The organism is Pedobacter suwonensis (assembly GCF_007833675.1).
Classification (GTDB): Bacteria; Bacteroidota; Bacteroidia; order Sphingobacteriales; family Sphingobacteriaceae; genus Pedobacter; species Pedobacter suwonensis.
Genome location: NZ_CP031708.1, coordinates 240,410 through 265,886, shown reverse-complemented (window position 1 = coordinate 265,886; position 25,477 = coordinate 240,410). Strand labels below are relative to the sequence as shown.

Sequence of the window (25,477 nt, the reverse complement as noted above, 5' to 3'; positions counted from 1 at the left end):
CGTATTAAGATGAAAAAGATATTCGTTATAACTGCATTGAGTTTAGCCGTAATTTCGCTAACAAACTGCAAAAAAGTTCTGGAAAAATCTGATTTGGGAAATTTTACCGCAGAGCAGGTATTTAATGATTCAACCACGGTAAAGTTAAATGTTGATTATTTATATAGTCAAAACCAACCAGGTTGGTTCGGTAGTACCGGTGGTTCCATTCACTCAGCCGGAACATATAACCTCACAGAAGAAGGGCAGGGAAGTAACGTTTTTGTATTAGGGACCGCTACCATAGAAAGTGTTACCGATTTAGGGGTAGCCAATGCCAACAATAACAGTTACGGAAAAATCCGGACAATTAATACTTTCCTGAGAGATCTGAATGCAGGTACACTAGATATAGCCGTGAAACGTCGGTTTGCAGCCCAGGCCTATTTCTGGAGAGCATATCGATATTTCGAACTCGTTAAACTATACGGAGGGGTACCCTTGATCCTGGTGCCGCTTAACGCCGTTGGCGATGAGGCAAAACAACTGGCCCTAACACCTCGTGCTAAAACCAGCGAAGTATTTGCACAGATTAAAAGCGATCTGGATTCATGTGTAAAATATTTACCAGCAAAATGGCCTAAACAAGCCGATTATGGTAGAATTACTTCAGGTGCAGCTGCTGCTTTTATGGGTAGGGTATTGCTAACTTATGCCAGCCCGCAGTTTAATCCCAATAACGATGTGGCCAGATGGCAGGCAGCCTACGATGCAAATAAGACTGCCGTAACCATATTATCTGCGAATGGTTTTGGACTTTATCCTAAATTCGACTACACCATGTGGACAACCGAAGGGGGAACTTCGAACGGTGGCCCGGCAAATCCAGAAGCAGTATTGGTAACAGGATTCAATACATCATCTGTTGATATCAATGCTAATAATAATTCATTCGATAATAGTGCCAGACCAAGATCTGTTTCAGGAAGCGGCTCATTTACACCTAGCTACGAAATGAGTTTAGCTTTTCCGATGCTGGATGGCAAGCCGGCTAGCGGACCTGGCGCATCAACAAAATATCCGTATGCCATGTCTACCTTCTATAAAAACAGAGACCCAAGATTTTACGCCACTATTGCTTATAATGGGGCAACCTGGGGTAATGTCATGAATGGCGCACGCTTATGGACGTATTATTATTACAGCGCAGCTACAGGTACCACCAATAAAACGACAGAAGCAACTGCAGCGAGTAACACTGGCTTCTATCTACGTAAAGGAGTAGATGAAACCAAAGCTTCGCCAAGTACATTCATCGGTACCGATTGGATTGAAATCCGTTATGCAGAAGTGCTGTTGAATCTGGCAGAAAGTGCGGCAGAATTGAATAAATCAGGCATTGCGGATGAACCATATGTTAATTTGATCGCCATTAGAAAAAGAGCAGGCATTGAGGCTGGGGCTGATGGACTGTACGGCTTAGACGCTGGCATGTCACGTAGCGATCTGGTTGCTGCCATTATGAAAGAAAGACAGGTTGAATTTGCATTTGAAGGTAAAAGATTTTTTGATCTGAGAAGGAGGAAACTACTTGAATCAACCCTTAATGGAATGAAAAGAAATGCACTTGTCATACAGCTAAAAAGAAGCGGAACGCTGGCAACGGATTATATTGCTTCAAACAGGGAGGCCTCTGCATCAAATTCATTAGACGCTCTATACACTTCAAGCTTTACGTTAAGTTTAAAAGCGCTTGATAACCAAAACATTAATTTCCAGTCGGGTAATTATTTCTATGGCATTCCAACTGCTGCAATCAACAACAACGTTAATTTGCAACAAAACAATACATGGGGTGGCCCGTTTGATCCACTTCAATAATCATTCACAATCTCTTTAGGGGCGGTTTGCTCACCGCTCTGTTTTGCTATATTTGGTTTGAAAAAAGGAAACATTAATTTGTTTCCTTTTTTTTCACTTAAGAATGTTACATTTATATATGAATTTTATTGCTATCTTGTAACTGGATTGAACGGATGTAATTTGACGGACTGGCGGGTCATTTCACCTTTTGGTAACATGATACAAAATTTCGCTAAAATTATACCGAAAACAAGGCCATACAGCATGCAAATTTGAAACATTATATACTTTCTAACCAAAATACAATCATAGGATTAGCAAAAGATAAAGCCGCAATTTTTTAAAAAAATTAACCTGGCATTTAGGTTAAGTTAAAAATATTTGCGACATTTCTTTAGTTTCCTCAACGGGCAAAACACAAATGAAAAAGAACTTTTTAAATCTGTTGTTCGCAACAGCATTAATGCTCTCCACCAATCATGCTTTCGCGCAATACCCTAAAATCCCTGATGATGTAAAAAAATCATCCGATTCGATGCTTAAAGAAGCTTACCATCAATCAGATATTGCCTGGGAAAAGGCCAAGCCTATTATCGCGAAGGAAGCTGCAGCAGGTAAACCTTATATTCCATGGGCGGGCCGGCCAACTGATTTACCACAATCAGAACTTTTGGCTTTCCCTGGCGCTGAAGGTGGTGGAGCCTATAGTTTTGGCGGCCACGGCGGAAGGGTTATTGTCGTAAAAAATTTAAACGATAGCGGTCCGGGTTCATTACGTGATGCCTGCGAGCAAGGGGGCGCCCGCATTGTGGTATTTAATGTTGCCGGGATTATCCGCTTAAAAACCCCTTTAATCATCCGTGCACCATATATTACCATTGCTGGTCAAACGGCACCCGGCGACGGGGTTTGCGTAGCCGGTGAATCGGTTTGGCTAAATACCCACGATGTAATTGTGCGTTTCATGCGTTTTAGAAGAGGAGAAACGTTTGTGGGTCGTCGCGACGATGCCATTGGTGGTAACCCGGTAGGCAACATCATGATCGACCACGTTTCGGCCAGTTGGGGATTAGATGAAAATATGTCGATGTACCGCCACATGTATAACGACAGCACCGGTAAAATTGAAGAAAAACTGGGCACAGTGAATATCACTATCCAGAATTCGATCTTCTCTGAAGCGCTGGATTACTGGAACCACGCTTTTGGCAGTACTTTAGGTGGCGAAAACTGCGCTTTTGTACGCAATCTTTGGGCCGATAATGGTGCCCGTAACCCATCCATTGGCTGGAATGGTATTTTCAACTTTGCCAATAACGTGGTTTTCAACTGGAACAACCGCTCAACTGATGGTGGTGATTATACTGCACAATACAATATCATCAATAACTTCTACAAACCTGGTCCGGTTACCGAATTGGGCGACCCGATCAGCTACCGCATTTTAAAACCTGAATCAGGCCGGAGTAAATTGCCTTACGTGGTGTTCGGCAGGGCCTATGTAAGTGGCAATATTATCGATGGAAATGAGAAAGTAACCCGTGATAACTGGGCTGGTGGCGTACAAATGGAAGATAAAAAGGGGAATTTAATGCCATTCGAAACGGCTAGTAAATATTTCCCGGCCATGAAGGCTAAAAAACCTTTTCCGATGCCAAAAATCAGCATTATCCCAACCTTGCAAGCTAAAGATTATGTCCTGGCCAATGCGGGTGCTACCTTACCTAAACGCGACCCTGTTGATACCCGCGTGGTAAAGCAGGTGGCTACCGGCAAAATCGAAGTACATCCTGATGCCAAACCTTCCGCTTTCCAGTTTGAACACCGCAGGTTAAAAGGTGATTCTTATAAACTGGGTATTATTACCGAAATTTCGCAGGTGGGCGGCTATCCGGAGTACAAGGGTACACCTTACAAAGATTCTGACGATGATGGCATGCCTGATGCTTATGAGATTAAACAGGGATTAAATCCTAAAGATGCTTCAGATGCCGTTAAAATTACCAAAAGTGGTTATTCGAACATTGAAGTATATTTAAACAGCGTGGTAGACGTGAATAAAGTGAGGCCGGAATTGAGATAAACGGATAAGGTAGAGGCTTGAAGGGAAGTGTCGCCACTCACCTCGCAATTTACCAATCATTTCGGGCGCAGTGCAACGGAGCCGGGAACCACAATTGCTCAGCGAAGCTAAAATCTGAACTGGGAGAGATCTCCGTTTCACTGCGTTACAATCCGGATGACCATAATTTCCATTGCCTCGCAATGATTAATACTTTAAAAAACGCAAATGCCCAAAACTAACCAAATATTAAAATCAATGCCATTCAAAACCGTACCGATGCTGGTCGTCGCGTTTTTGATGGGAGCGGCATGCTTTGCCCAGAAAACCAGGCCAGTTGAACCACCTAAGCCCGTTTTTAAAGGTAACGATGGAAAATTGGCTTACACAGCCGATGCTCAGGGCAACCGCATTCCCGATTTTTCTTATGCAGGTTATATGGCTGGCGAAAAAGCCATTCCGACAGCAATAGCTAAAATCGTTGTTCCTTTGGTTAAAGGAGATGCAACACCATACATCCAGCGGGCGATTGATATGGTTTCGGCCATGCAGCCCGGAAAAGATGGTTTGCGAGGGGCTGTTTTACTCGAAAAAGGAACGTATGAAGTTGCCGGCACTTTAAAAATTGCAGCTTCCGGCGTCATTATCAGGGGTAGTGGTATGGGAGCCGATGGTACTAGAATTTTTGCTACTGGTTTAGACCGCATGGGTGTGATCAGGGTTTTGGGTAAAAATGATAAAACGCAGGAAGCACCTGTGGCTGTTACAGATATTTATGCACCCATAAATGCCATCCGGCTTACACTGGCCAATACCGGCAGCTTTAAGGTGGGTGACCGAATCACCATTCAGCGGCCATCGACCAGCGCGTGGATCGAAACCCTGAAAACTGTTGAGTTCGGCGGTGGTGAAAGCGCCCTGGGCTGGAAACCGGGTACCAGAGATATTTTCTGGGATCGCAAAATTATCGCTATTAATGGATCGACCATTACTTTCGATGCGCCCATTACCACAGCACTCGATGCTAAATATGGCGGTGCAACAGTAGCCAAATACAAATGGAATGGCCGGATCGCACAGGTGGGAATCGAGAACCTGAAGCTTGAATCGGATTACCATAAAGACAATATTAAAGACGAATACCACCGCTGGACAGCCATTTGCCTCGAAAATGTGGAAGATGCCTGGGTACGCCAGGTGGTTTTTGAACACTTTGCAGGTTCTGCTGTGAATGTACTGGCCAGCGCCAAAAGAATTACCGTTGAAGATTGTAAATCGTTGGCACCTGTATCCGAAATTGGTGGTGAGCGCCGTTATACCTTTTTAACAACAGGGCAACAAACGCTTTTCCAAAGGTTATATTCAGAATACGGTTACCACGATTTTGCCGTCGGTTTCTGTGCCCCAGGCCCTAATGTTTTTGTACAATGCCAGGCATACCTGCCATTTTCTTTCAGCGGAGCTTACGATAGCTGGGCTTCGGGCGTATTATTCGATATTGTGAATATCGACGGACAGGCCTTAAGTTATTTAAACCGTGGTCAGGATGGGCAAGGAGCAGGATGGAGCGCCGCAAACAGTGTTTTTTGGCAGTGCAGCGCAGCCAGGGTAGATAATTATCAGCCTCCAACTGCTCAAAACTGGGCTTTCGGTACCTGGGCTCAGTTTTCGGGCGATGGTTATTGGGATATGTCGAACGAGCAGATTCAGCCACGCAGTTTGTACTTTGCACAATTGAAAGACAGGGTTGGCAATAGTATAGATGCCAGCGCTTTTATACTTCCGGTTGAAACAGAAGCATCAAGCAGTCCACCGGTTGATGTAGCAGTAAAACTGACCAAACTGGCCTACAAACCCGCTTTAACTTTATCTGAATATATCGATTCGGCCACCGAAAGAAATAAGATCCCTATAGAGAAAGGCCAGGCTAAGCTGTTAAACGCTTCAGGGATTTATAAGAAGAGTAACACACAAACCGCTGACGTAATAAGCATTAAAAATGGCTGGATTACCCGCGGAAATGAAATTATATTAGGCGACAGACAGGAAGTTCCCTGGTGGAATGGAAGTGCCCGGCCTTATGGATTGAAAAACACTAAATTTCACATTACGCGTTTTGTACCAGGGCGTGAAGGCAATGGTTTAACCGATAACCTGGATGATATCACTGATTCGATGAAGAATGGTTCGGTTAAAATCCTCGATCACAATTATGGTCTCTGGTACGACAGGAGAAGAGATGACCACGAACGCATCCGCCGGATGGACGGCGAAGTTTGGGCACCTTTTTACGAACTTCCTTTTGCCCGTAGCGGAAAGGACAAAGCCTGGGATGGCCTGAGTAAATACGACATCACCAGATACAACCTCTGGTATTGGGACCGTTTAAAAAACTTTGCTAACCTGGCCGATCAGAAAGGCCTGGTACTCATCCACGAAAATTATTTTCAGCACAACATTATCGAAGCAGGTGCACATTACGCTGATTTTCCGTGGCGTACGGCTAACAACATAAACAGCACAGGTTTTCCGGAACCGGTTCCCTATGCAGGTGATAAACGGATTTTTATGGCCGAACAGTTCTATGATATCAGTAACGAACACCGCAGGGCCATTCATAAAGCCTATATCCGCAAGTGCCTGGAGAATTTTGAAGGAAATTCTGGCGTCATCCAGCTTATTGGTGCCGAGTTTACCGGTCCATTGCATTTTGTGCAGTTCTGGATCGATACCATTAAAGAATGGGAAAAAGAAACCGGGAAACACCCGATTATTGGCCTGAGCGTTACCAAAGATGTTCAGGACGCAATTTTGGCTGATCCGGAGCGTGCCAATGTAGTTGATTTAATTGATATCCGATACTGGCATTATCAGGCAGATGGTACAGCTTATGCACCTAAAGGAGGTTTAAGCCTGGCGCCGCGTCAGCATGCACGGCTTCTAAAACCAAAGAAAACCTCTTTTGAAGAAGTTTACCGTGCTGTTTCTGAATATAAAACCAAATTCCCTGAAAAAGCAGTCATCTATTCGGGGGATAATTACGAAAATTTTGGCTGGGCCATTTTAATGGCAGGAGGCTCGCTTTCCAATGCCGGTCATATCGATAAAGTCACGTTAAACCTGATCTCGGGCACTAAACCTTTTCTTCCGGCCGGAAAAAATGTAAAACAATATGGTTTGGAAAATGCCGGAAAAACTTATATACTCTATAATGCTTCGACCGAGCCATTAAGCTTAGACCTGAGTAAAGCTACAGGAAAATTCAGTGTAAAAATATTGAACCCAAAAAATGGCAAAGTGCTGAAAGAAGAAAAAATAAACGGAAATGCTGTGGCGAGAATCAATAAAACCGGTAGTAGCGAAGAGCTCATCATCATCAACAAAATTTAGTTATGAAGCTTAAATCTCAAACATTCCTTTTATGCCTGCTTTACCTGCTGGCATTCGGCTGTAAGGAAAGGCCACATTTTGGCGATAAAAGCTTGCTGGTTTCTGAAAACGGAAGGTATTTAACCACAGGAGACGGAAAACCTTTCTTTTGGCTGGGCGATACCGGTTGGTTGCTGTTTAGCAGATTGACCCGCGAAGAAGCCAATACTTATCTCGAAGATCGAAAACAGAAGGGCTTTAACGTAATCCAGGTGATGGTTTTGCACGATGTGCCGTCGCGCAATGTGTATTTAGATTCATCTGTAGTGCATGGCGACGTAGCCAAACCCATGCTTACCCCGGGCAATAACCCTAAAGATTCTGTAGCCTACGATTACTGGGACCATGTAGATTATATTGTAGATAAAGCCGCAGAAAAAGGCCTATACATGGCATTGGTACCCGTTTGGGGTACTAATGTTAAAGCCGGCAAAGTAAAGGAGGCGCAGGCTAAAAAATATGCTGAATTTTTAGCCAAAAGATATCGTGAGAAATGGAATATCGTCTGGTTAAACGGTGGCGACATTAAAGGTTCTGATGGATTGAAAGTTTGGAATACCATTGGTCAAACCTTGCGGGCCAATGATCCGAATCATTTAATTACTTTCCATCCTCGTGGCAGAACAGCTTCTTCGCAATGGTTTCATAACTCGCCCTGGTGCGATTTTGATATGGTACAATCCGGCCACCGCCGTTACGACCAGGATACTTCTAAGAACGAGAAATTGCACTATGGCGAAGACAACTGGAAATACATCGAAGCCGATTACCGGTTAAAACCCGTTAAACCAACAATTGATGGCGAACCCTCCTATGAGGGTATTCCTCAAGGATTACACGATACCTTACAGCCACGCTGGACAGCTGCAGATGTGAGAAGATATGGTTACTGGTCGGTTTTTGCGGGTGCTTTTGGTTATACATACGGCCACAATTCGGTAATGCAGATGTACAAGTTTACCGATAAAAAACCGGCTTATGGCCCGAAAGAGCAATGGATTACAGCTTTAAATGCACAGGGAGCTACCCAAATGCGGTATTTAAAAAAGCTGCTGCTTTCGCGCAGTTATTTCGACCGCGTACCCGACCAAACGTTAATCGCAGGTCGCAACGGTGAAAAATATGATCGCGTATTGGCAACAAGGGGCGAAGATTTCGCCATGTGTTATACCTATACCGGAAGAAATTTTAAGGTGCAAATGGGTAAAATTGATGGCGATGATGTAAAAGCTTCATGGTTTGATCCACGCACCGGAAAAACAATCCCAATTGGTGAGTTGGAGAACAAAGGCATCCATGAGTTTAACCCTCCCGGCGAAGCTGCCAACGGCAACGACTGGGTTTTGATTTTAGATAAAATATAATAGAAAGATCGTCATTACGACCATAGTGTAGAAATCTTTAGATTTTCTCAACAGATTTCTCCGTTCCGCTGCGCTTCAGTCGAAATCACGATCCTATAACGTGGCGTCAGCTGTTACCATCTGATGCCGAAAAAGAAACAAATAAAAGTACCGGATAGCAATATTCAGCACCACTATAAACAAATAAAGTGTTAAAATTAAAGTTCATATCCTCCTTACGGTTAGCCATTTTAGGCCTGGCACTTTGCGGGTTAACTTCCTGCAGTAAACAGGCTTATTTGTTTACCTCGTTCCATGAACCGGCAACAGAAGGCTTGCGCTTGCTGTACAGTTACGATGCGTACCACTGGACCGAATTCAACAAAATCTTTTTAAAACCAACAGTCGGAACTCAAAAAGTACTGCGTGATCCATCCATGGTACAAGGCCCTGATGGCACTTTTCACCTCGTTTGGACCTGTAGCTGGAAAGGTGATAAAGGTTTTGGCTATGCCAGCTCCAAAGATCTGATTCACTGGGGTAAACAGCAATTTATTTCGGTAATGGAGAACGAACCTGAAACCGTGAACGTTTGGGCGCCGGAGCTTTTTTACGATGAAGAGAATAAAGAATATGTCATCATCTGGGCATCGACCATACCGTTCCGGTTTGCCAAAGGGATAGAAGAGGAGGAAAATAACCACCGCATGTACTCGGTTACGACCAAAGATTTCAAAAGCTTTTCTCAGCCCAGGTTATTTCTCGATCCCGGCTTTAGCGTGATCGACGCCGTGATTGTTAAACGTAAAGCAAAAGATTATGTCCTGGTTCTGAAAGACAATACCCGGCCTAACCGCAATTTAAAAGTTGCTTTTGGATCCTCTGCCTTAGGCCCCTATACGAATGTATCTGAAGCTTTTAGCCCTAAACTAACCGAAGGCCCGACAGTGGTAAAAACCGGAAAAGACTGGCTGATTTATTTCGACGCGTATGGACAAAAAAACTATTCGGCCATGAAAACTACTGATTTTAAAACCTTTAAAGATATAACCAGCGAAATTTCAGTACCCGAAGGACATAAACATGGTACTATTTTAAAAGTGGAGAAGAAATTGATTAAAGATTTATTGAATAAACCTCGCAGGTTTTAAAAACCTGCGAGGTTTAAAAGAAATAGAAAATCGTCATTGCGAACTGAAGTAAGGGAAAGAGCAGACGCATGAAGCAATCTATTGAGCAGAAAAGATTGCTTCGTTCCGATGAAAAATCGGAAACTCACAATGACGTAGAACATAAATTTAAATGAAAATGCATCTGATACCTGGGCGAAAAAGAAAGTGATTGAAGAGGTATTGATTAACAAATAATTCGTCATTGCGAACTGAAGTAAGGCAAGGAGCGGGCGCGTGAAGCAATCTATTAAGCAAGGAAGATTGCTTCGTTCCGATGAAAAATCGGAAACTGCAATGACGTAGAACATAATTAAAATGAAAGTACAACAGATATTTGGTTTAGCTATCCTACTTGCATTGGCACTATCCACTGTGCAGGCACAGGATACCGTGCGCTATACTGGCAAAACACTGGTTAATGCCGATTACCACCACGGGCAGTTAACACCGGTAGTGGGTGTACACAGCATCCAAACCTTCCGTGCAAACCGTGAGCACCCAGAGCTGGCAGAAAACTTTGGCTGGACCTATAACCACGCACCCATGCTGGCTTATTGGAACAACCGCTTTTATGTAGAATATTTGAGCGATAAAGTAGGCGAGAGCATCCCGCCAGGACAAACGCTGCTGCAATCATCAAAAGATGGCTACGCCTGGACCAAGCCTGATGTTATTTTTCCCATTTACAGGATTCCGGATGGTACCACAAAAGAAGGCCGTACAGATGTAGCCAAAGATCTGGATGCGGTAATGCACCAAAGAATGGGTTTTTATGTTTCGAGCAAAAATGTTTTCCTGGTGCTCGGCTTTTACGCCATCAGTTTCGATGCCAGGGACGATCCTAATGACGGACATGGCATTGGCCGGGTCGTACGTGAAATACAGGCAGATGGTACATACGGACCGATTTATTTCATCCGTTACAACCCAGGTTATTCTGAAAAGAATACAAAATATCCATACTACACCAAAAGCAAAAGCAAGGCTTTTATTGAGGCCTGTAACGAGCTGCTGGCGAATAAATTAATGACCCAACAATGGAACGAAGAAGCTGATCGGAAAGACCCTTTAATTACTTTGCAAAAACAATACAAAGCCTTCTGCTACTATCACTTACCCGATGGCCGCGTAGTGGGCCTATGGAAGAACGCCTTAACCGCCATCAGTACCGACAATGGTAAAAGCTGGCCTGAAAGTGCATTTCGTGCCCCCGGTTTTGTAAACAGCAATGCCAAAATCTGGGGCCAAAAAACCAGCGATGGCCATTTTGCAACCGTTTATAATCCATCCGAATACCGCTGGCCACTGGCCATCTCCACCAGTAAGAATGGTTTGGATTATACTGACCTTTCCTTGGTAAATGGTGAAATCTCACCCATGCGTTATGGAGGCAATTATAAATCGTATGGTCCGCAATACGTTCGGGGTATTGAAGAAGGTAACGGAAAACCTGCCGACGGGAAGCTTTGGGTTACCTACAGCATGAATAAGGAAGACATTTGGGTTTCAGGTATTCCGGTACCCATAAGCACAACGGTTAAAACCCATGTAAACGATGATTTCAGTAAAATGCCTGCCGATAAAGCTTTGGCTTTGTGGAATATTTACAGTCCGCTTTGGGCACCGGTAAAGGTAGAAGATGGCAATTTAGTCCTAAAAGACAGAGATCCTTTTGATTATGCAAAAGCCGAACGTGTGTTTCCGGCCTCAAGTAAGCTAAACGCTTCTTTTTCGGTTACGCCTAAACAGGATAATTTCGGTTTACTCGAAATTGAGCTGCAAGATGATAAAGGCATGGCTACCGTGCGTTTAACTTTTGATACTGCAGGTGTACTAAGTGCAAAAGCTGGTGCGCGCTACAAAAATTTCTTAAAATATAAGGCTGGTGAAACCTACGATATCAAGCTAAAACTAAACACCGCAAATCGTTTTTATACGATTACCGTTAATGGTAAAGATGTGCTTACTGGTCTGGCTTTCCAGCCGGTAGCCAATGTTTCGCGCATTGTTTTCCGTACAGGCAATGTACGCCGTTTCCCGGATATAGACACCCCAGCCGATCAAACCTACGATTTAAAGAACGCAGGTGAGGCCGAGAAAAAAGAAGCCGTTTATCTGATCAAATATTTAAAAACGGAGGGGTTATGAGGCAGTTTTCACTTTGGAGTTGGGAGTTGGGAGTTTTCCCGTCAGTGCATCCCCGCGCGATCGTCATTCCGACCGTAGTGGAGGAATCTTTTAAGCAAACTAAAAAGATTTCTCGGCTACGTTGCACTTTGCTCGAAATGACGATAATAACTGTAATCCTATCTCTTTTCTCTTTCTCCGCCAACGCCAAAATCCTGTTGCCACAAATCCTCTCCAGTAACATGGTTTTACAACGCGATAAACCCATCAATATCTGGGGCTTTGCAGCAGCAGGCGAGCGCGTAACCGTAACCTTTGCGGGGCAGAAAAAAGAAACACTAACAGATAATAACGGAAACTGGGCAGTAGTTTTAAATCCTTTAAAAACATCAGCACAACCGCAAAGTATGCTCATTTCGGGTTCAAATACCATCAAGCTGAGCAATATTTTGGTTGGCGAAGTATGGCTTTGTTCCGGTCAATCGAACATGGAGTATGCCATGCGCAAACTGGCTAAAATCCCGAAACCCAAAAATGAAAAACTGGGCTTTCCGGCCAATGAAGCAACACAGGCCAACAACCAACAGATCAGGATTTTCCTGGTAAACAGAAAAACTTTAATCAACCCCGATTCCATTCATAAAAGCTGGAGTGTGGCCGAAGATTCTGCTTTACGCGCCTTTTCGGCTGTAGGTTATTTCTTTGCCAAAGAATTACAACAAAAATTGGGTGTTCCAGTAGGCGTAATTTCTTCTGCAGTGCCGGGCAGTGCTATCGAACCCTGGATTTCGGAAAAGGCATTTGCTGATGAAGCCTATTTTAAAGACAAAAAAATAGGCAACGATCCTGGTAAGTTTTATGTACCGATGATTGAACCTTTGACCAATTTCAAAATTCGTGGTGTTTTGTGGTACCAGGGTGAAACGAATTGTTTCCTCAATGAAACCATAAGTTATGCGTATAAAATGAAAGCGCTGATAAAAAGCTGGCGCAAGGCCTGGAGGGAAGAGTTTCCTTTTTATTACGTACAAATAGCCCCTTTCGATTACAGCAAGCAAAAAAGCGAAAAAGTGGTACTAACCGCGGATACAGAACCTGCATTTTGGGAAGCGCAGGAACAGCTTTTACGCCTGCCTAATACGGGAATGATCTCAACTTCCGATTTAAACGATAACGGTGGCGATTTACATCCAACCTATAAATGGGAGGTAGGCAGACGCCTGGCAATTTGGGCTTTAGCTAAAACTTATCACCAAAAGATAGATTTTTCAGGTCCAATTTATCAAGCTGTTACCTTTAAAGCGAACCAGGCCATACTCAATTTCGAACATTTAAATGTGAAAGATTCTGGCACTGTCGCGGGCTTTACATTGGCCGGAGCTGACGGGAAATTTGTACCCGCCAATGCCGAAATTAAAGCCGGAAAAGTATGGGTATCTGCCAAAGAGGTGTTGCATCCTAAAGCGGTACGTTACAACTGGTCAGAAAACCCTTCGGGAAATTTTTATAGCAACGGCTTGCCCGCTTTACCCTTTCGAACTGATAATCCATTAACCCTGCAATTCAAAATCAATTAATGTTAAAACGGTCATCACTATTTCTTTGCTTTATTTTACTGTTTTGCCTGGCTAAGGCACAACAAACAGAGAAATTATATCTATCAGGCACGGGCAACGACCATACCGTAAATTGGGAGTTCTTTTGTACGGAAGGCATGAACTCAGGCAAATGGGCCACTATTCCCGTTCCTTCAAACTGGGAGCTGCAAGGTTTTGGAAAATACAATTACGGTTTCAATAAAGAAGAAAATAAAGGCAAAGAACAAGGGCTTTATAAGTATAAATTCAATGTTCCTGCTGATTGGAAAAACAAGCAGATTAATATCGTTTTTGAAGGCTCCATGACCGATACAGAGGTCAAAATTAATGGTCAGCTGGCCGGAGAAATTCATCAGGGATCGTTTTATGTATTTAAATACGATATTACTAAACTGCTTAAGTTGGGTAGCGATAATTTACTTGAAGTAAAAGTAGCTAAAAATTCTGACAATGAATCGGTTAACGATGCAGAACGCAAAGCAGATTTTTGGATTTTTGGCGGCATTTTCCGTCCCGTATACCTTGAGGCTTTACCAGAATCACATATCAATCGTGTTCAAACTAATGCATCAGCAAGTGGAAGATTTGAGGCTATTGTTAATGCATCTGGCTCCTATAATAGAATCGAAACTAAACTTACCGATAAAAATGGAAAGGTTTTTGGGTTTATTCCAGACCTTATAGTTATGCCAGATGACAATAAAAATCATTTTATTAGCTATACACTTCCAAAACCAAAATTGTGGTCGCCAGAATTCCCAAACCTATATAAAGTTACTTTTACTTTATATGATGACGGTAAACCAGTTCATGTTATCATCAAAAAAATAGGTTTCAGAACGATTGAAGTCCGTGAGCGCGATGGCGTATATATCAACAGCGCAAAAATAAAATTTAAAGGCGTTAACCGGCATTCGTTTTATCCTTCATCTGGCCGTACCACCAGTAAAAAAATTAGCATTGCAGATGTGCAGTTAATGAAAGAAATGAACATGAATGCCGTTCGCATGTCTCATTATCCGCCCGATGATCATTTTCTCGACGTTTGCGATTCGCTTGGCCTTTTCGTGATGGATGAACTCGCCGGATGGCACGGTACCTACAACACAGCCACCGGCACCAAACTATTTAAAGAAATGATGGCCGCCGATGAAAATCATCCATCTATTGTATTCTGGGCCAATGGAAACGAAGGTGGACACAACCGGGAACTCGATCGCCTTTTCCCTGAAAACGATCTACAGAAACGCCCGTTAATCCACCCATGGGAGGTTTTTGGTGGCTTCGAAACCACACATTACCGCGAGTATAATTATGGTATCGGCAATTACGATCATGGTCACAATATTTTAATGCCAACAGAATTCCTGCATGGCATGTGGGATGGCGGCCATGGTGCCGGGATAGAAGATTACTGGAACGCAATGTGGAACAACCCGCTTTCTGCAGGTGGCTTTCTTTGGGATTTTGCAGATCAGGCTGTAGTGCGCACCGATAAAAATGGCATTTTGGATACTGATGGTAACCATGGTCCTGACGGCATTGTAGGGCCATACCACGAAAAAGAGGGCAGTTTTTATACCATTAAAGAAGTATGGAGTCCGGTATTTGTCGAAAAAAAAGAAATCACCGCTGCATTTGATGGTACTTTCCTTCTGGAAAACAGGTATGCCTTTACCAACCTGAACCAATGCAGTTTTGAATGGAAATTAAAAAGATTAAAAGCCGATGGTTCCGAAACCGATTTCAAAGCAGGTAAAGCAAATGCACCTGATATTAAACCTTTAAAGAAAGGAAAATTGCAAATCAATCTTCCTGCAGACTGGAAAAATTTCGATGCACTGTATCTAACCGCTAAGGATGTTTACGGCAAGGAATTATTTACGTGGAGTTTCCCGATCAGCCTGCCAAAAGATGATGCTGCCAAACTGGTTTTAACTACCGGATCATCAAAAGTGGATCTCAAAACATCGGCTACAGCTTTCGAAGTTTCTGCTAACGGCGTTCAACTAACCTTTGATAAAACAAACGGTTTACTGAAAAAGGTCGAGAATACGAAAGGAATCATCCCATTTAACAACGGACCGGTTTTACAGGAAGGTGTAAATAACTTTAAAAATTTCACGACCAGAATGGATGGCCAAAATCTGGTTATCACTTCAACTTTTGACAGAAAAGAAAGTTACAACACCCTGGAATGGACCATTTATCCATCAGGATGGTTAAAAATGCAGGTAAAATATTTCCCCGCGGCTTATTTTACCACTTTCGTTGGCTTAAACTTTTCTTATCCCGAAACAGAAATGAAAGGCGTAACTTACAAAGGTAGCGGACCATACCGTGTTTGGAAAAACCGCATGAAAGGTACCCGACTAGGCGTATGGAAAAAAGATTACAACGATTCGGCAACCGGAGAACCACCATGGCAATATCCTGAATTTAAAGGCTATTATGCCAATTTGTACTGGTGCGATTTTATCGGCAAGGCACAAAATTTCAGGGTAGTAACCGATAGGGAAGATATTTTTTTAAGGCTGTTTACGCCGAAGAAATCGAAAGACACAGAATACGATAACATGAGTCCGACTTTTCCAAACGGCGACATTTCTTTTATGAACGGAATTTCGGCTATCGGTACCAAAACGCAAAAACCAGAAACCACCGGTCCGATGGGCATGAAACATGTATTTTACGATTTTGAAAAAGAACCGGCGAGAGCGTTGGATATGACTTTGTATTTTGATTTTTCTACCAAGAATTAACCACAGATGAATTGGATGAACACAGATAAAAATATTATTGAATTATTGCTGAAAGATCAGTGTTTATCTGTGGCAAAAAAATAATTAACTGAATCGGTGTAATCACAAAAAAAATGAACATTAAAACCTACATATCGCTAATCACACTGCTGCTACTCTTGCCGCTCCAAAAACTGGTGGCCCAGGTGAGCATGCAAAATCTGAAATGCGAGATGTTGGTTAATCCGTTTGGCATTGATGTTTTAAAACCACGTTTGGCATGGCAAATCATTTCAAAAGAAAGAAATGTGATTCAGACAGCATATCAGATTTTAGTGGCCTCAACTACTGAAAAACTAGTTCAAAATGATGGAGATCTCTGGAATTCAGGAAAAGTAAGCAGTAATGAATCTATTCATGTCGAGTACAACGGAAAAAAATTAGCCAGTCGTGTGAAAGCCTACTGGAAAGTTAAAGTTTGGACATCTGAAGGCGAAAGCGAATGGTCGGCTACTAATTCGTGGACCATGGGCTTGCTCAATTATAAAGACTGGCCAAAAGGCTGGATTGGTTTCGACCGGGCCTTTCCATGGGATAACATCAAAACCGACTCCCGTTTATCGGCACGTTATTTCAGAAAGGAATTTCAAAGTTCTAAAAAAGTAAAATCCGCTACAGCTTCGATTATCGGCCTGGGTTTGTACCAGCTTTATCTGAATGGCAAAAAAGTAGGTGAGGAGGTACTCACTCCTTCGCCAACTGATTACAATAAAAACGTGAAATACAACACCTACGATGTGACGCCTTATCTGCAGGAAGGGAAAAATGCAGTTGGTGCCATTTTAGGCAATGGTCGTTTCTTCGCCATGCGGCAAAATGAAAAACCCTATAAAATTAAAACCTTTGGTTTTCCTAAAATGCTGCTGAACATTCATATTGTCTACAGCGATGGCAGCACAGCCAACATCGACACCGATGATAGCTGGAAAGGCACTGCTGATGGGCCCATCCGTGCAAATAACGAGTACGATGGCGAGGAATATGATGCCACAAAAGAAGCAACCGGCTGGAATAAAGCAGGTTTCGACGACAGCAAATGGCTGAAAGCAGAATTTGTACAGGAACCTTCGGGAACCATCGAATCCCAGATGAACGAAAACATGCGGGTGATGAATACGCTCAAACCGGTTGCCATTAAAGCAATCTCTGGCGGCAGATTTATCCTCGATATGGGTCAAAACATGGTTGGTTGGTTACAAATTAAAGTTAAAGGTCAAAAAGGCAAACAATTGAAAATGCGTTTTGCTGAATCCCTACAGGAAAATGGCGAGTTATTTACAGCAAACCTGCGCAATGCCAAATGCACTGATTTATATACTTTTAAAGGAAGTGAGCCAGAATTGTGGGAACCCACTTTTGCCTATCGCGGCTTTAGATATGTAGAACTATCTGGCCTTAATTACACGCCAAACCTCAGCGACTTTGTTGGAAAAATGATCTACGATAAAATGAATACCGCAGGCACTTTCGAAACGTCAAATGCACTAATCAACCAGATCTTTAAAAATGCCTGGTGGGGTATCGCCGGAAATTACAAAGGCATCCCGATTGATTGCCCGCAACGCAACGAGCGTATGCCCTGGCTAGGCGACAGAGGAGCCGTTGCGCATGGCGAAAATTTCCTTTTTGATAATGGCCGTTTTTATGCTAAGTGGCTGCAGGATATCAGGAATGCACAGAAAGAAGATGGAGCAATCCCCGATGTTGCACCCGCATTTTGGCGTTATTACAGTGATAACATGAGCTGGCCGGGTTCCATTGTGCTCATTACCGAGATGCTTTACAGGCAAACGGGCGATGTACATGCGGTGGCTGAAAACTATCCGGCCATTAAAAAATGGTTGGCTTATATGAAAGACCGTTACATGAAAGATAATATCCTCACCAAAGACAGTTATGGTGACTGGTGCATGCCACCCGTAACAATTGAGGCAGGCAGAGGTAAAAGTGCCGATAAAAAGTATCCTTCCGAACTGATTTCGACGGCTTACTACTATCATTTTACACAATTGATGATGCAGTTTAGCAAGATAAGCGGGAATGAAGGTGATTACAAAAATTATGAGGCACTTGGCGATAAAATAAAAGCTGCCTTTAATCAGAGATTTTATAACGAAAAAGGCTTTTATGGCGATAATAACTTAACAGACAACATCATTCCGCTCTATTTCGGAATGGTTCCGGAAAAGCATATCGATCAGGTTTTCAAAAATATAGTGTATACCGTTGAAGTAACTAATAAAGGGCATTTAAGCAATGGCTTAGTGGGCGTGCAGTGGCTAATGCGCTGTTTGAACGATTACGGCAGACCCGATTTGGCTTATACCATCGCTACACAAAAAACTTACCCAAGCTGGGGTTATATGATCGATAACGGCGCAACCGCCATTTGGGAACTTTGGAATGGCAATACCGCCGATCCGAAAATGAATTCGCAAAACCACGTGATGATGCTGGGCGATTTACTGATCTGGTATTACGAAAACCTGGCTGGTATTAAAGCGGAAAGCCCGGCCTTTAAAAAAGTTAGCATGAAACCCGAAATGATCGCTGGATTAGATCATGTAAATGCAAGTTATCAGTCGGCTTATGGATTAATTAAAAGCGATTATACCAAAACTACCGGTAAATTTACATGGAAAGTAAGTATTCCGGCCAATACGAGTGCTACACTTTTTATTCCGGCAAAAAACAAACAGGCAGTTACAGAAAATTCAGGTTCAATAAAGGATTTAAAATTTATAAAATTAGAAAAAGACAGAGCCATTTATGAGGTGGGCTCAGGTGATTATGAGTTTGTGGTAGAACGTTAATCTTGAGTGCAAGGCACGAAGTAATTAAAATGATGGTTTGTGTGGACACAAACATGGCGCAAGAACAAATCTTCATTGCGAGTAGGCACGTCAGCCAGTTCTGATTTCTCGGGAAAGCAATCTATTTAGCAAAAAAATTGCTTCGCCTGATTAAAAATCAACCTCGCAATGGCCAAAACTAATAAGTATGATATTCAAAAGAATTTTAACCATAGCCGCAGCAGCCTTCACGCTTACTGCCCATGCCCAGGTAGAAAAATGGCAAACCGGAATCGTTAAACAGGAGTTTTTATACGATAAGGCTCCGTTTCCATCCTGCCACTCAGCTACCATTGCCGAAACCCCGACAGGCTTAGTGGCCTCGTTTTTTGGGGGACCAAAGAGCGGAATCCCGATGTGGAGATTTACATCAGCCGTTTTCTTGATGGAAAATGGCTGGCACCGGTTTCTGTAGCCAATGGTATTTTGGCCGATGGCAAACGCTTACCTACCTGGAATCCCGTGTTGTACCAGGTGCCAGGGGGCGATTTATTGTTGTTCTATAAAATAGGGCCTAAACCATCTGAATGGTGGGGCATGATGCGCGGTTCAAAAGATGGTGGTAAAACCTGGTCTGAAGCTGAAAAATTACCAGATGGCAACATCGGTCCGGTTAAAAACAAACCTGTTTTGTTAAGTAACGGAAATCTCTTCGCCCCATCCAGCCGCGAAGGCGATGGCTGGAAAGTACATTTCGAGGTAACCAAAGATAACGGCAAAACCTGGCGTACAGTAGGGCCGTTGCAGGAAAACGGAATTAAAGCCATCCAACCCAGTATTTTACAGTATGGAAAAGGTAAACTTCAGATTTTAGCACGTACCGCAAACCGCGCCATTGCCGAATCATGGTCTACAGATAACGGCGAAACCTGGTCGCCGTTGACCAAAACCACTTTACCCAACAACAATTCAGGTACCGATGCCGTTACGCTGAAAGATGGCAGACAGGTATTGGTTTACAACCATGTATTGCCTCCCGGCGATTTGGCCAAGGGTGCGCGCACACCGTTAAATGTTTCAGTTTCTAAAGATGGTAAAACCTGGTACGCTGCACTGATTTTAGAAGATTCGCCTATAAGCCAGTATTCATATCCCGCTGTTATTCAAACGACTGATGGCATGCTGCATTTTATTTACACCTGGAGAAGGGAAAAAATCAAACACGTAGTAGTAGATCCTTCAAAATTAAAATTGAAGAAAATTAAAAATGGCATTTGGCCAAAACTAAAGGGATATACCGCACCGGTAATTACTGAAACTAAAAACGAGGAGGGTTAAATGATAAATTTATTTAAATACGTCCTTTCGAGCGGAGTGCAACGCAGTCGAGAAATCTGTGTAAGTAGATTTCTCCATTTCGCACCCGGCGAAAAGCCGGCTGGCTTCAGTCGAAATGACGATCGACTGAGTGGTTATCAAAGAAATATTATCATCTTACTACTGTCTATTTTCTCGTTTACCACTTTCGCACAAACCCAAAATTCAGATCAAGCATACAAAAAAACTCTATTAGAGGTACTTAAGGATATTGAAAACCGTTATCACGTAAAAATTAAATATGCCGAGCCCCAGGTAAAAGATAAATGGGTGAACTATGCCAACTGGCGCTTTCGGGCAGATGTAGATGAAACTTTATCCAATGTACTTACTCCATTGGATATGAAGGTGAACAAAGAGAAAGCAGGCGTTTATAAGCTTAAAGAATATGAATATTACCGCTGGGAAGTACAGGATGGCTGGGCTTATCTCGATAGTTTAGCTTCAAAATACAGCGATCGGGACAGCTGGGAGAAACGGAAAGCATTGATTAAACCTCAGCTTTTTGAGGCTTTGCAATTATCTCCTTTACCGGCCAAGCCCAATTCGAACCCAATTATTACTGCTAAACGAATTTTTGATGGCTATTCAGTAGAAAACATTGCTTTAGAGATTTTACCAGGCGTTTGGACCAACGGATCACTTTATAAACCACTAAATATCAAAGGAAAAATACCGGTAATCTTAAGTCCTGATGGACATTGGGAAAAACAGCGTTACCGTCCCGATTGCCAAATCCGTTGTGCCATGATAGCCCGTATGGGGGCTATGGCCTTTAGTTACGACCTCTTCGCCTGGGGCGAATCGATGTTGCAGTTTAAATACGAAGACCATAGAAAAAGTCTGTCGCAAACCGTACAAACACTTGGAGGAATCCGCATTTTAGATTATTTCACTTCACTAAAAGAAACCGATACCAACCGGGTAGCCATTAGTGGTGGTTCGGGCGCTGGCAGCCATTGCATTTTAATGACCGCAATGGATAACCGCATTAAACTCAGCGCCCCTGTGGTAGCCATGTCATCCTACTTTTATGGCGGCTGTCCGTGCGAAAGCGGTATGCCCATTCACCAATGTGGGGGTGGAACAGATAATGTTGAACTTGCTGCAATGGCAGCACCGCGGCCACAATTGCTTGTATCAGATGGTAGCGACTGGACTGCACATACTCCTGAACATGATTTCCCTTACCTGCAAAAAATGTATGGTTACTATGGCGTAAAGGATAAAGTGGAGAATGTGCACTTACCAGACGAGAAACATGACTTCGGTCCGAATAAACGCATTGCCCTTTACGATTTTCTGGTTAAATATTTTAAACTCAATGGCAATTCTGTTAAAGACAAAGCAGGAAAGTACGATGAAAGCAAAGTAACCATCGAAAAAGAAAATGCCATGTATGTTTTCGGCGATAAAGGTGAAAAACTGCCTAAAAATGCTGTAATGGGTTTTGAAAACCTGCAAAAATTTTTTCCAAAAAGCCAGAATTAAACGATGCAATACCAGAACAGAAAAACCTTTATCAAACATCTTGCCTTAATTGGCGGGAGCTTAATGTTGCCCGATGTTTTGCTGGCTGCAAGCTCAAAGCGCAGGTACAAAGTGGCAGTAATTGATTTAATGATCCTCAAACGTCAGAAATTAAGCGCTTTAGAACTGACCAGTGAAATTGGTGCCGATGGATTGGAAATTGATATGGGAGGGCTGGGCGACCGGGAAACCTTTGATAATAAACTGGCAGATCCGGCCATCCGAGCGCAATACCTCGAAAAAGCAAACGCACTTCATCTCGAATTTTGTTCCCTGGCCATGACCGGTTTTTATGCCCAGTCTTTTGCCAAACGACCAACCTATCAAAAAATGGTGCAGGATTGTTTAGATACTGCTAAAGCCATGAAAATTAAGGTTATTTTTTTACCGCTTGGCATACAGGGCGATTTGGTTAAAAATCCCGAATTAAGGGTACCGGTTGTTGAACGCTTAAAAATTGCCGGTAAAATGGCGGCCAAAGCAGGGGTGGTTATCGGTATTGAGACTTCACTCGATGCCAAAGGCGAGCTACAGTTGCTGAAAGAAATCAATTGTAAGCACATCAAAAGCTATTTCAACTTTTCGAATGCAATTAAAAATGGTCGCGATTTAAACCAGGAACTAAAAATACTGGGCAGGAAAAATATTATTCAGGTCCATGCGACCAATGAAGATGGTGTATGGCTCGAAAATGACCCCAAAATTGACCTCAAAAAGGTAAAACAAACGTTAGATGAAATGGGCTGGAGTGGCTGGCTGGTTATAGAACGCAGTCGCGATGCCAAACAACCTACCAATGTGAAGTACAACTTTACCGCCAATACCAGATACCTGAAATCTATTTTCCAAGCCGGATAACCCTTGTTTATGAGAACCTACCTAACCATTTTGCTGATTTTAAATTTAATGTGCGCGCAATTATTCGCAGCCGATATTTATGTCTCCAAATTGGGCTCAGATCGCAGTACCGGCACAAAGGAAAAACCATTGGCTTCCTTACATTTTGCCATCCGGAAGGCCAGGGAGTTGCGCAGGCTAAACGATAGTTCAGTTAAAGGTGGGATTCATATCATTATCGAAAATGGTTATTACACTTTAGATGAAGCTATTGTGCTTCGTCCCGAAGATTCGGGCACCAAAGAAAGTCCCACCCGGATTATGGCGGCTCCAGGCGCTACAGTTATTTTTAGTGGTGGCGTAAAAGTCAAAGGCTGGAAAAAATTAACTAGCCCGGTTGCAGGCTTACCTAAAAATGCCATGGGTAAAGTTTGGGTGGCTGATGCACCTATGTTTGCCGATAATACTTTATTGTTCAGACAGCTTTGGGTGAATGATAGTAAGGCTGTTAGGGCCAAAGATGCTAACGGCGATGCCATGAACCGCATTTTGTCCTGGGATGCCCAATCACAGACCTGCAAAATCCCTTTAAATAAAAACATCAGCCTCAACGGGGCTAAAGGCATCGAAATGGTCATCCACCAGTGGTGGGCGATTGCCAATTTGCGGGTAAAATCAGTAAAAACACAGCAGAACACTGCCGAACTTTCCTTTTTACAGCCCGAAAGCCGCATACAATCAGAACACCCATGGCCAGCGCCTTGGCTTTCGGATAAAACCGGGAATTCTGCCTATTATTTAACCAATGCCATTCAGTTCTTAGATGAACCGGGCGAGTGGTTCGAGGATTTACAGCAGCATAAAGTTTATTACTGGCCCAAAGATAAGCAGAATATGCTTCAGGCAGATGCGGTGGCGCCCGTTTTAGAAACCTTGGTTAAAGTTGAAGGAACCATCGATCATCCGGTTGCTTACATTTCTTTCCAGGGGATTTCTTTCCAGCATGCATCGTGGTTATTACCTTCCAGACAGGGCCATGTACCGCACCAGGCAGGTATGTATATGCTTGATGCCTATAAGTTAGATCAACCAGGCACGGCCGATAAAGCCACATTGGAGAACCAGGCCTGGGTGGGGCGTCCGGCTTCCGCCATCCAGATCAGTTATGCCAATCATATCGATTTCGAGGCATGCAGGTTCGAACACCACGCTTCAACCGGACTCGATTACCAAAAAGGGACGACCAACAATCTGATTAAAGGCAATTTGTTTAAAGATATTGGTGGATCAGGGATACTAATGGGCACTTTTTCTGATGAAGCTACTGAAGTCCATTTACCTTACCAGCCAAGCGATGAACGTGAAATTTCTTCAGATAACCGGATTGAAAATAACCTGATTACCGATGTAACCAACGAGGATTGGGGTGCAGTTGGCATTGGAGCAGGTTACGTAAGGGGGATTAAAATCCTGCATAATGAAATCAGTGATGTTTCTTATTCGGGGATTAGCATGGGCTGGGGCTGGACAAAAACGAAAAATGCAATGAAGGACAATACCATTAGTGCCAACAAAATTCATCATTATGGCAAACACATGTACGATGTAACCGGCATTTATACCTTATCTGCACAACTTGGTTCATTCATTACCGAAAATGTAGTAGACAGTATTTACACAGCCAAATACGCGCACTTACCTGAGCATTGGTTTTACCTCTATACCGACGAAGGATCTTCTTATTTCACCATAAAAAATAACTGGACGCCCAGCGAAAAATACCTGCAAAATGCCAATGGCCCGGATAATTTATGGGAAAATAACGGACCCGAAGTTGCCGAAAAAATCAAAGAAAACGCTGGTCTGGAAGCGCAATATCAATATCTGCTAAAGGATAAATCATCGATTTCTGGGAGCAGGCAGGTTAATAAGGCGATAGATAAACCTGTGGTTTTTGAGCTGATTTTTAAAACAGGCAAAGTACCAGGCGAAAAAGCATTAACCGCATTTGCCCGAGAAAATAACCTGCTGCGTTCATCCATTTACCACTGGGAAAATCGCCTGGTCATTTACACCTCGACCTTAAAAACAGAGAGTCTCCAACAAACCTTAAAAAGACTCAATGCCAGTGAAATTAAACTTTACGATGATATGTTTTACGATTTCGACCGGAAAAAACAGTGTGGAAACGAACCGGTAAAAGAATGGGACAACATTATATTATCTGCCAACCTGGTGAAAGACGAAAAACTGCAAGAAGAATATCTCGCATACCACAAAACACAATTTGAGAAATGGCCCGAAATATCAAAAGGCTTTTGCAATGCTGATTTTCAACGGCTGGTTATTTTTAAAAAAGGCCGCCAGCTCATGCTGATTATCAGTATACCCAAAGGCGAGAATTTAGATGAGCTGAACCCGAAAACAACTGAAAATAACCCCAAGGTAGACGGATGGAATGCATTAATGAAAAAATACCAGGAAGGAATTGAAGGCACAAAACCTGGCGAAGTTTGGGTTTTCTTTAAACCGATATAGAGAAATCGTCATTGCGAGAAGGCTTTTTC

At 42.9% G+C, this 25,477-nt stretch carries 14 protein-coding genes; all 14 read left to right on the top strand.

Features of this window, described 5'->3' with window-relative positions; genetic code table 11:
* Positions 1–9 precede the first annotated feature (9 nt).
* The 14 genes from DV942_RS01035 to DV942_RS00975 all read left to right on the top strand — a co-directional run bounded on the left by DV942_RS01035 (position 10) and on the right by DV942_RS00975 (position 25,448).
* Entirely contained in the window at positions 10–1,860 is a 1,851-nt protein-coding gene (locus DV942_RS01035) for a RagB/SusD family nutrient uptake outer membrane protein (protein ID WP_145854517.1), read from the top strand.
* 403 nt (positions 1,861–2,263) lie between these two features.
* Positions 2,264–3,925: a pectate lyase family protein gene (locus DV942_RS01030; RefSeq protein WP_145854515.1), complete on the top strand. Its 1,662-nt coding sequence runs from the start codon at positions 2,264–2,266 to the stop codon at positions 3,923–3,925.
* Between the two features lie 237 nt (positions 3,926–4,162).
* Positions 4,163–7,294, top strand: coding sequence for a DUF6298 domain-containing protein (locus DV942_RS01025; protein ID WP_244950796.1), 3,132 nt, complete (start codon positions 4,163–4,165; stop codon positions 7,292–7,294).
* A 2-nt stretch (positions 7,295–7,296) separates the two neighbouring features.
* A complete protein-coding gene (locus DV942_RS01020) occupies positions 7,297–8,697 on the top strand; it encodes a glycoside hydrolase family 140 protein (RefSeq protein ID WP_145854511.1) in 1,401 nt (466 codons plus the stop codon).
* A gap of 188 nt (positions 8,698–8,885) precedes the next feature.
* Positions 8,886–9,827: a glycoside hydrolase family 43 protein gene (locus DV942_RS01015; RefSeq protein WP_244950795.1), complete on the top strand. Its 942-nt coding sequence runs from the start codon at positions 8,886–8,888 to the stop codon at positions 9,825–9,827.
* A 336-nt stretch (positions 9,828–10,163) separates the two neighbouring features.
* Positions 10,164–11,996, top strand: coding sequence for a sialidase family protein (locus tag DV942_RS01010; RefSeq protein ID WP_145854509.1), 1,833 nt, complete (start codon positions 10,164–10,166; stop codon positions 11,994–11,996).
* A 137-nt stretch (positions 11,997–12,133) separates the two neighbouring features.
* Entirely contained in the window at positions 12,134–13,552 is a 1,419-nt protein-coding gene (locus DV942_RS01005) for a sialate O-acetylesterase (RefSeq protein WP_244950794.1), read from the top strand.
* Positions 13,552–16,335: a glycoside hydrolase family 2 protein gene (locus DV942_RS01000; protein WP_145854507.1), complete on the top strand. Its 2,784-nt coding sequence runs from the start codon at positions 13,552–13,554 to the stop codon at positions 16,333–16,335. The genes DV942_RS01005 and DV942_RS01000 overlap by 1 nt, the downstream gene beginning before the upstream one ends.
* 113 nt (positions 16,336–16,448) lie before the next feature.
* Positions 16,449–19,187, top strand: coding sequence for an alpha-L-rhamnosidase (locus tag DV942_RS00995; RefSeq protein WP_145854505.1), 2,739 nt, complete (start codon positions 16,449–16,451; stop codon positions 19,185–19,187).
* Positions 19,188–19,374: 187 nt separating this feature from the next.
* Complete coding sequence (locus tag DV942_RS23740) at positions 19,375–19,641, top strand: hypothetical protein (protein WP_244950793.1); 267 nt, start codon at positions 19,375–19,377, stop codon at positions 19,639–19,641.
* Positions 19,584–20,504, top strand: coding sequence for a sialidase family protein (locus DV942_RS00990; protein WP_244950792.1), 921 nt, complete (start codon positions 19,584–19,586; stop codon positions 20,502–20,504). Before DV942_RS23740 ends, DV942_RS00990 begins: the two co-directional genes overlap by 58 nt.
* The gene (locus DV942_RS00985; RefSeq protein ID WP_244950791.1) at positions 20,505–22,034 is read left to right on the top strand and encodes a DUF4974 domain-containing protein; all 1,530 of its coding nucleotides are present in this window, start codon (positions 20,505–20,507) and stop codon (positions 22,032–22,034) included.
* Positions 22,035–22,037: 3 nt separating this feature from the next.
* Complete coding sequence (locus tag DV942_RS00980; RefSeq protein ID WP_145854503.1) at positions 22,038–22,931, top strand: sugar phosphate isomerase/epimerase family protein; 894 nt, start codon at positions 22,038–22,040, stop codon at positions 22,929–22,931.
* Between the two features lie 9 nt (positions 22,932–22,940).
* The gene (locus DV942_RS00975; RefSeq protein WP_145854501.1) at positions 22,941–25,448 is read left to right on the top strand and encodes an L-rhamnose mutarotase; all 2,508 of its coding nucleotides are present in this window, start codon (positions 22,941–22,943) and stop codon (positions 25,446–25,448) included.
* Positions 25,449–25,477: the final 29 nt, after the last annotated feature.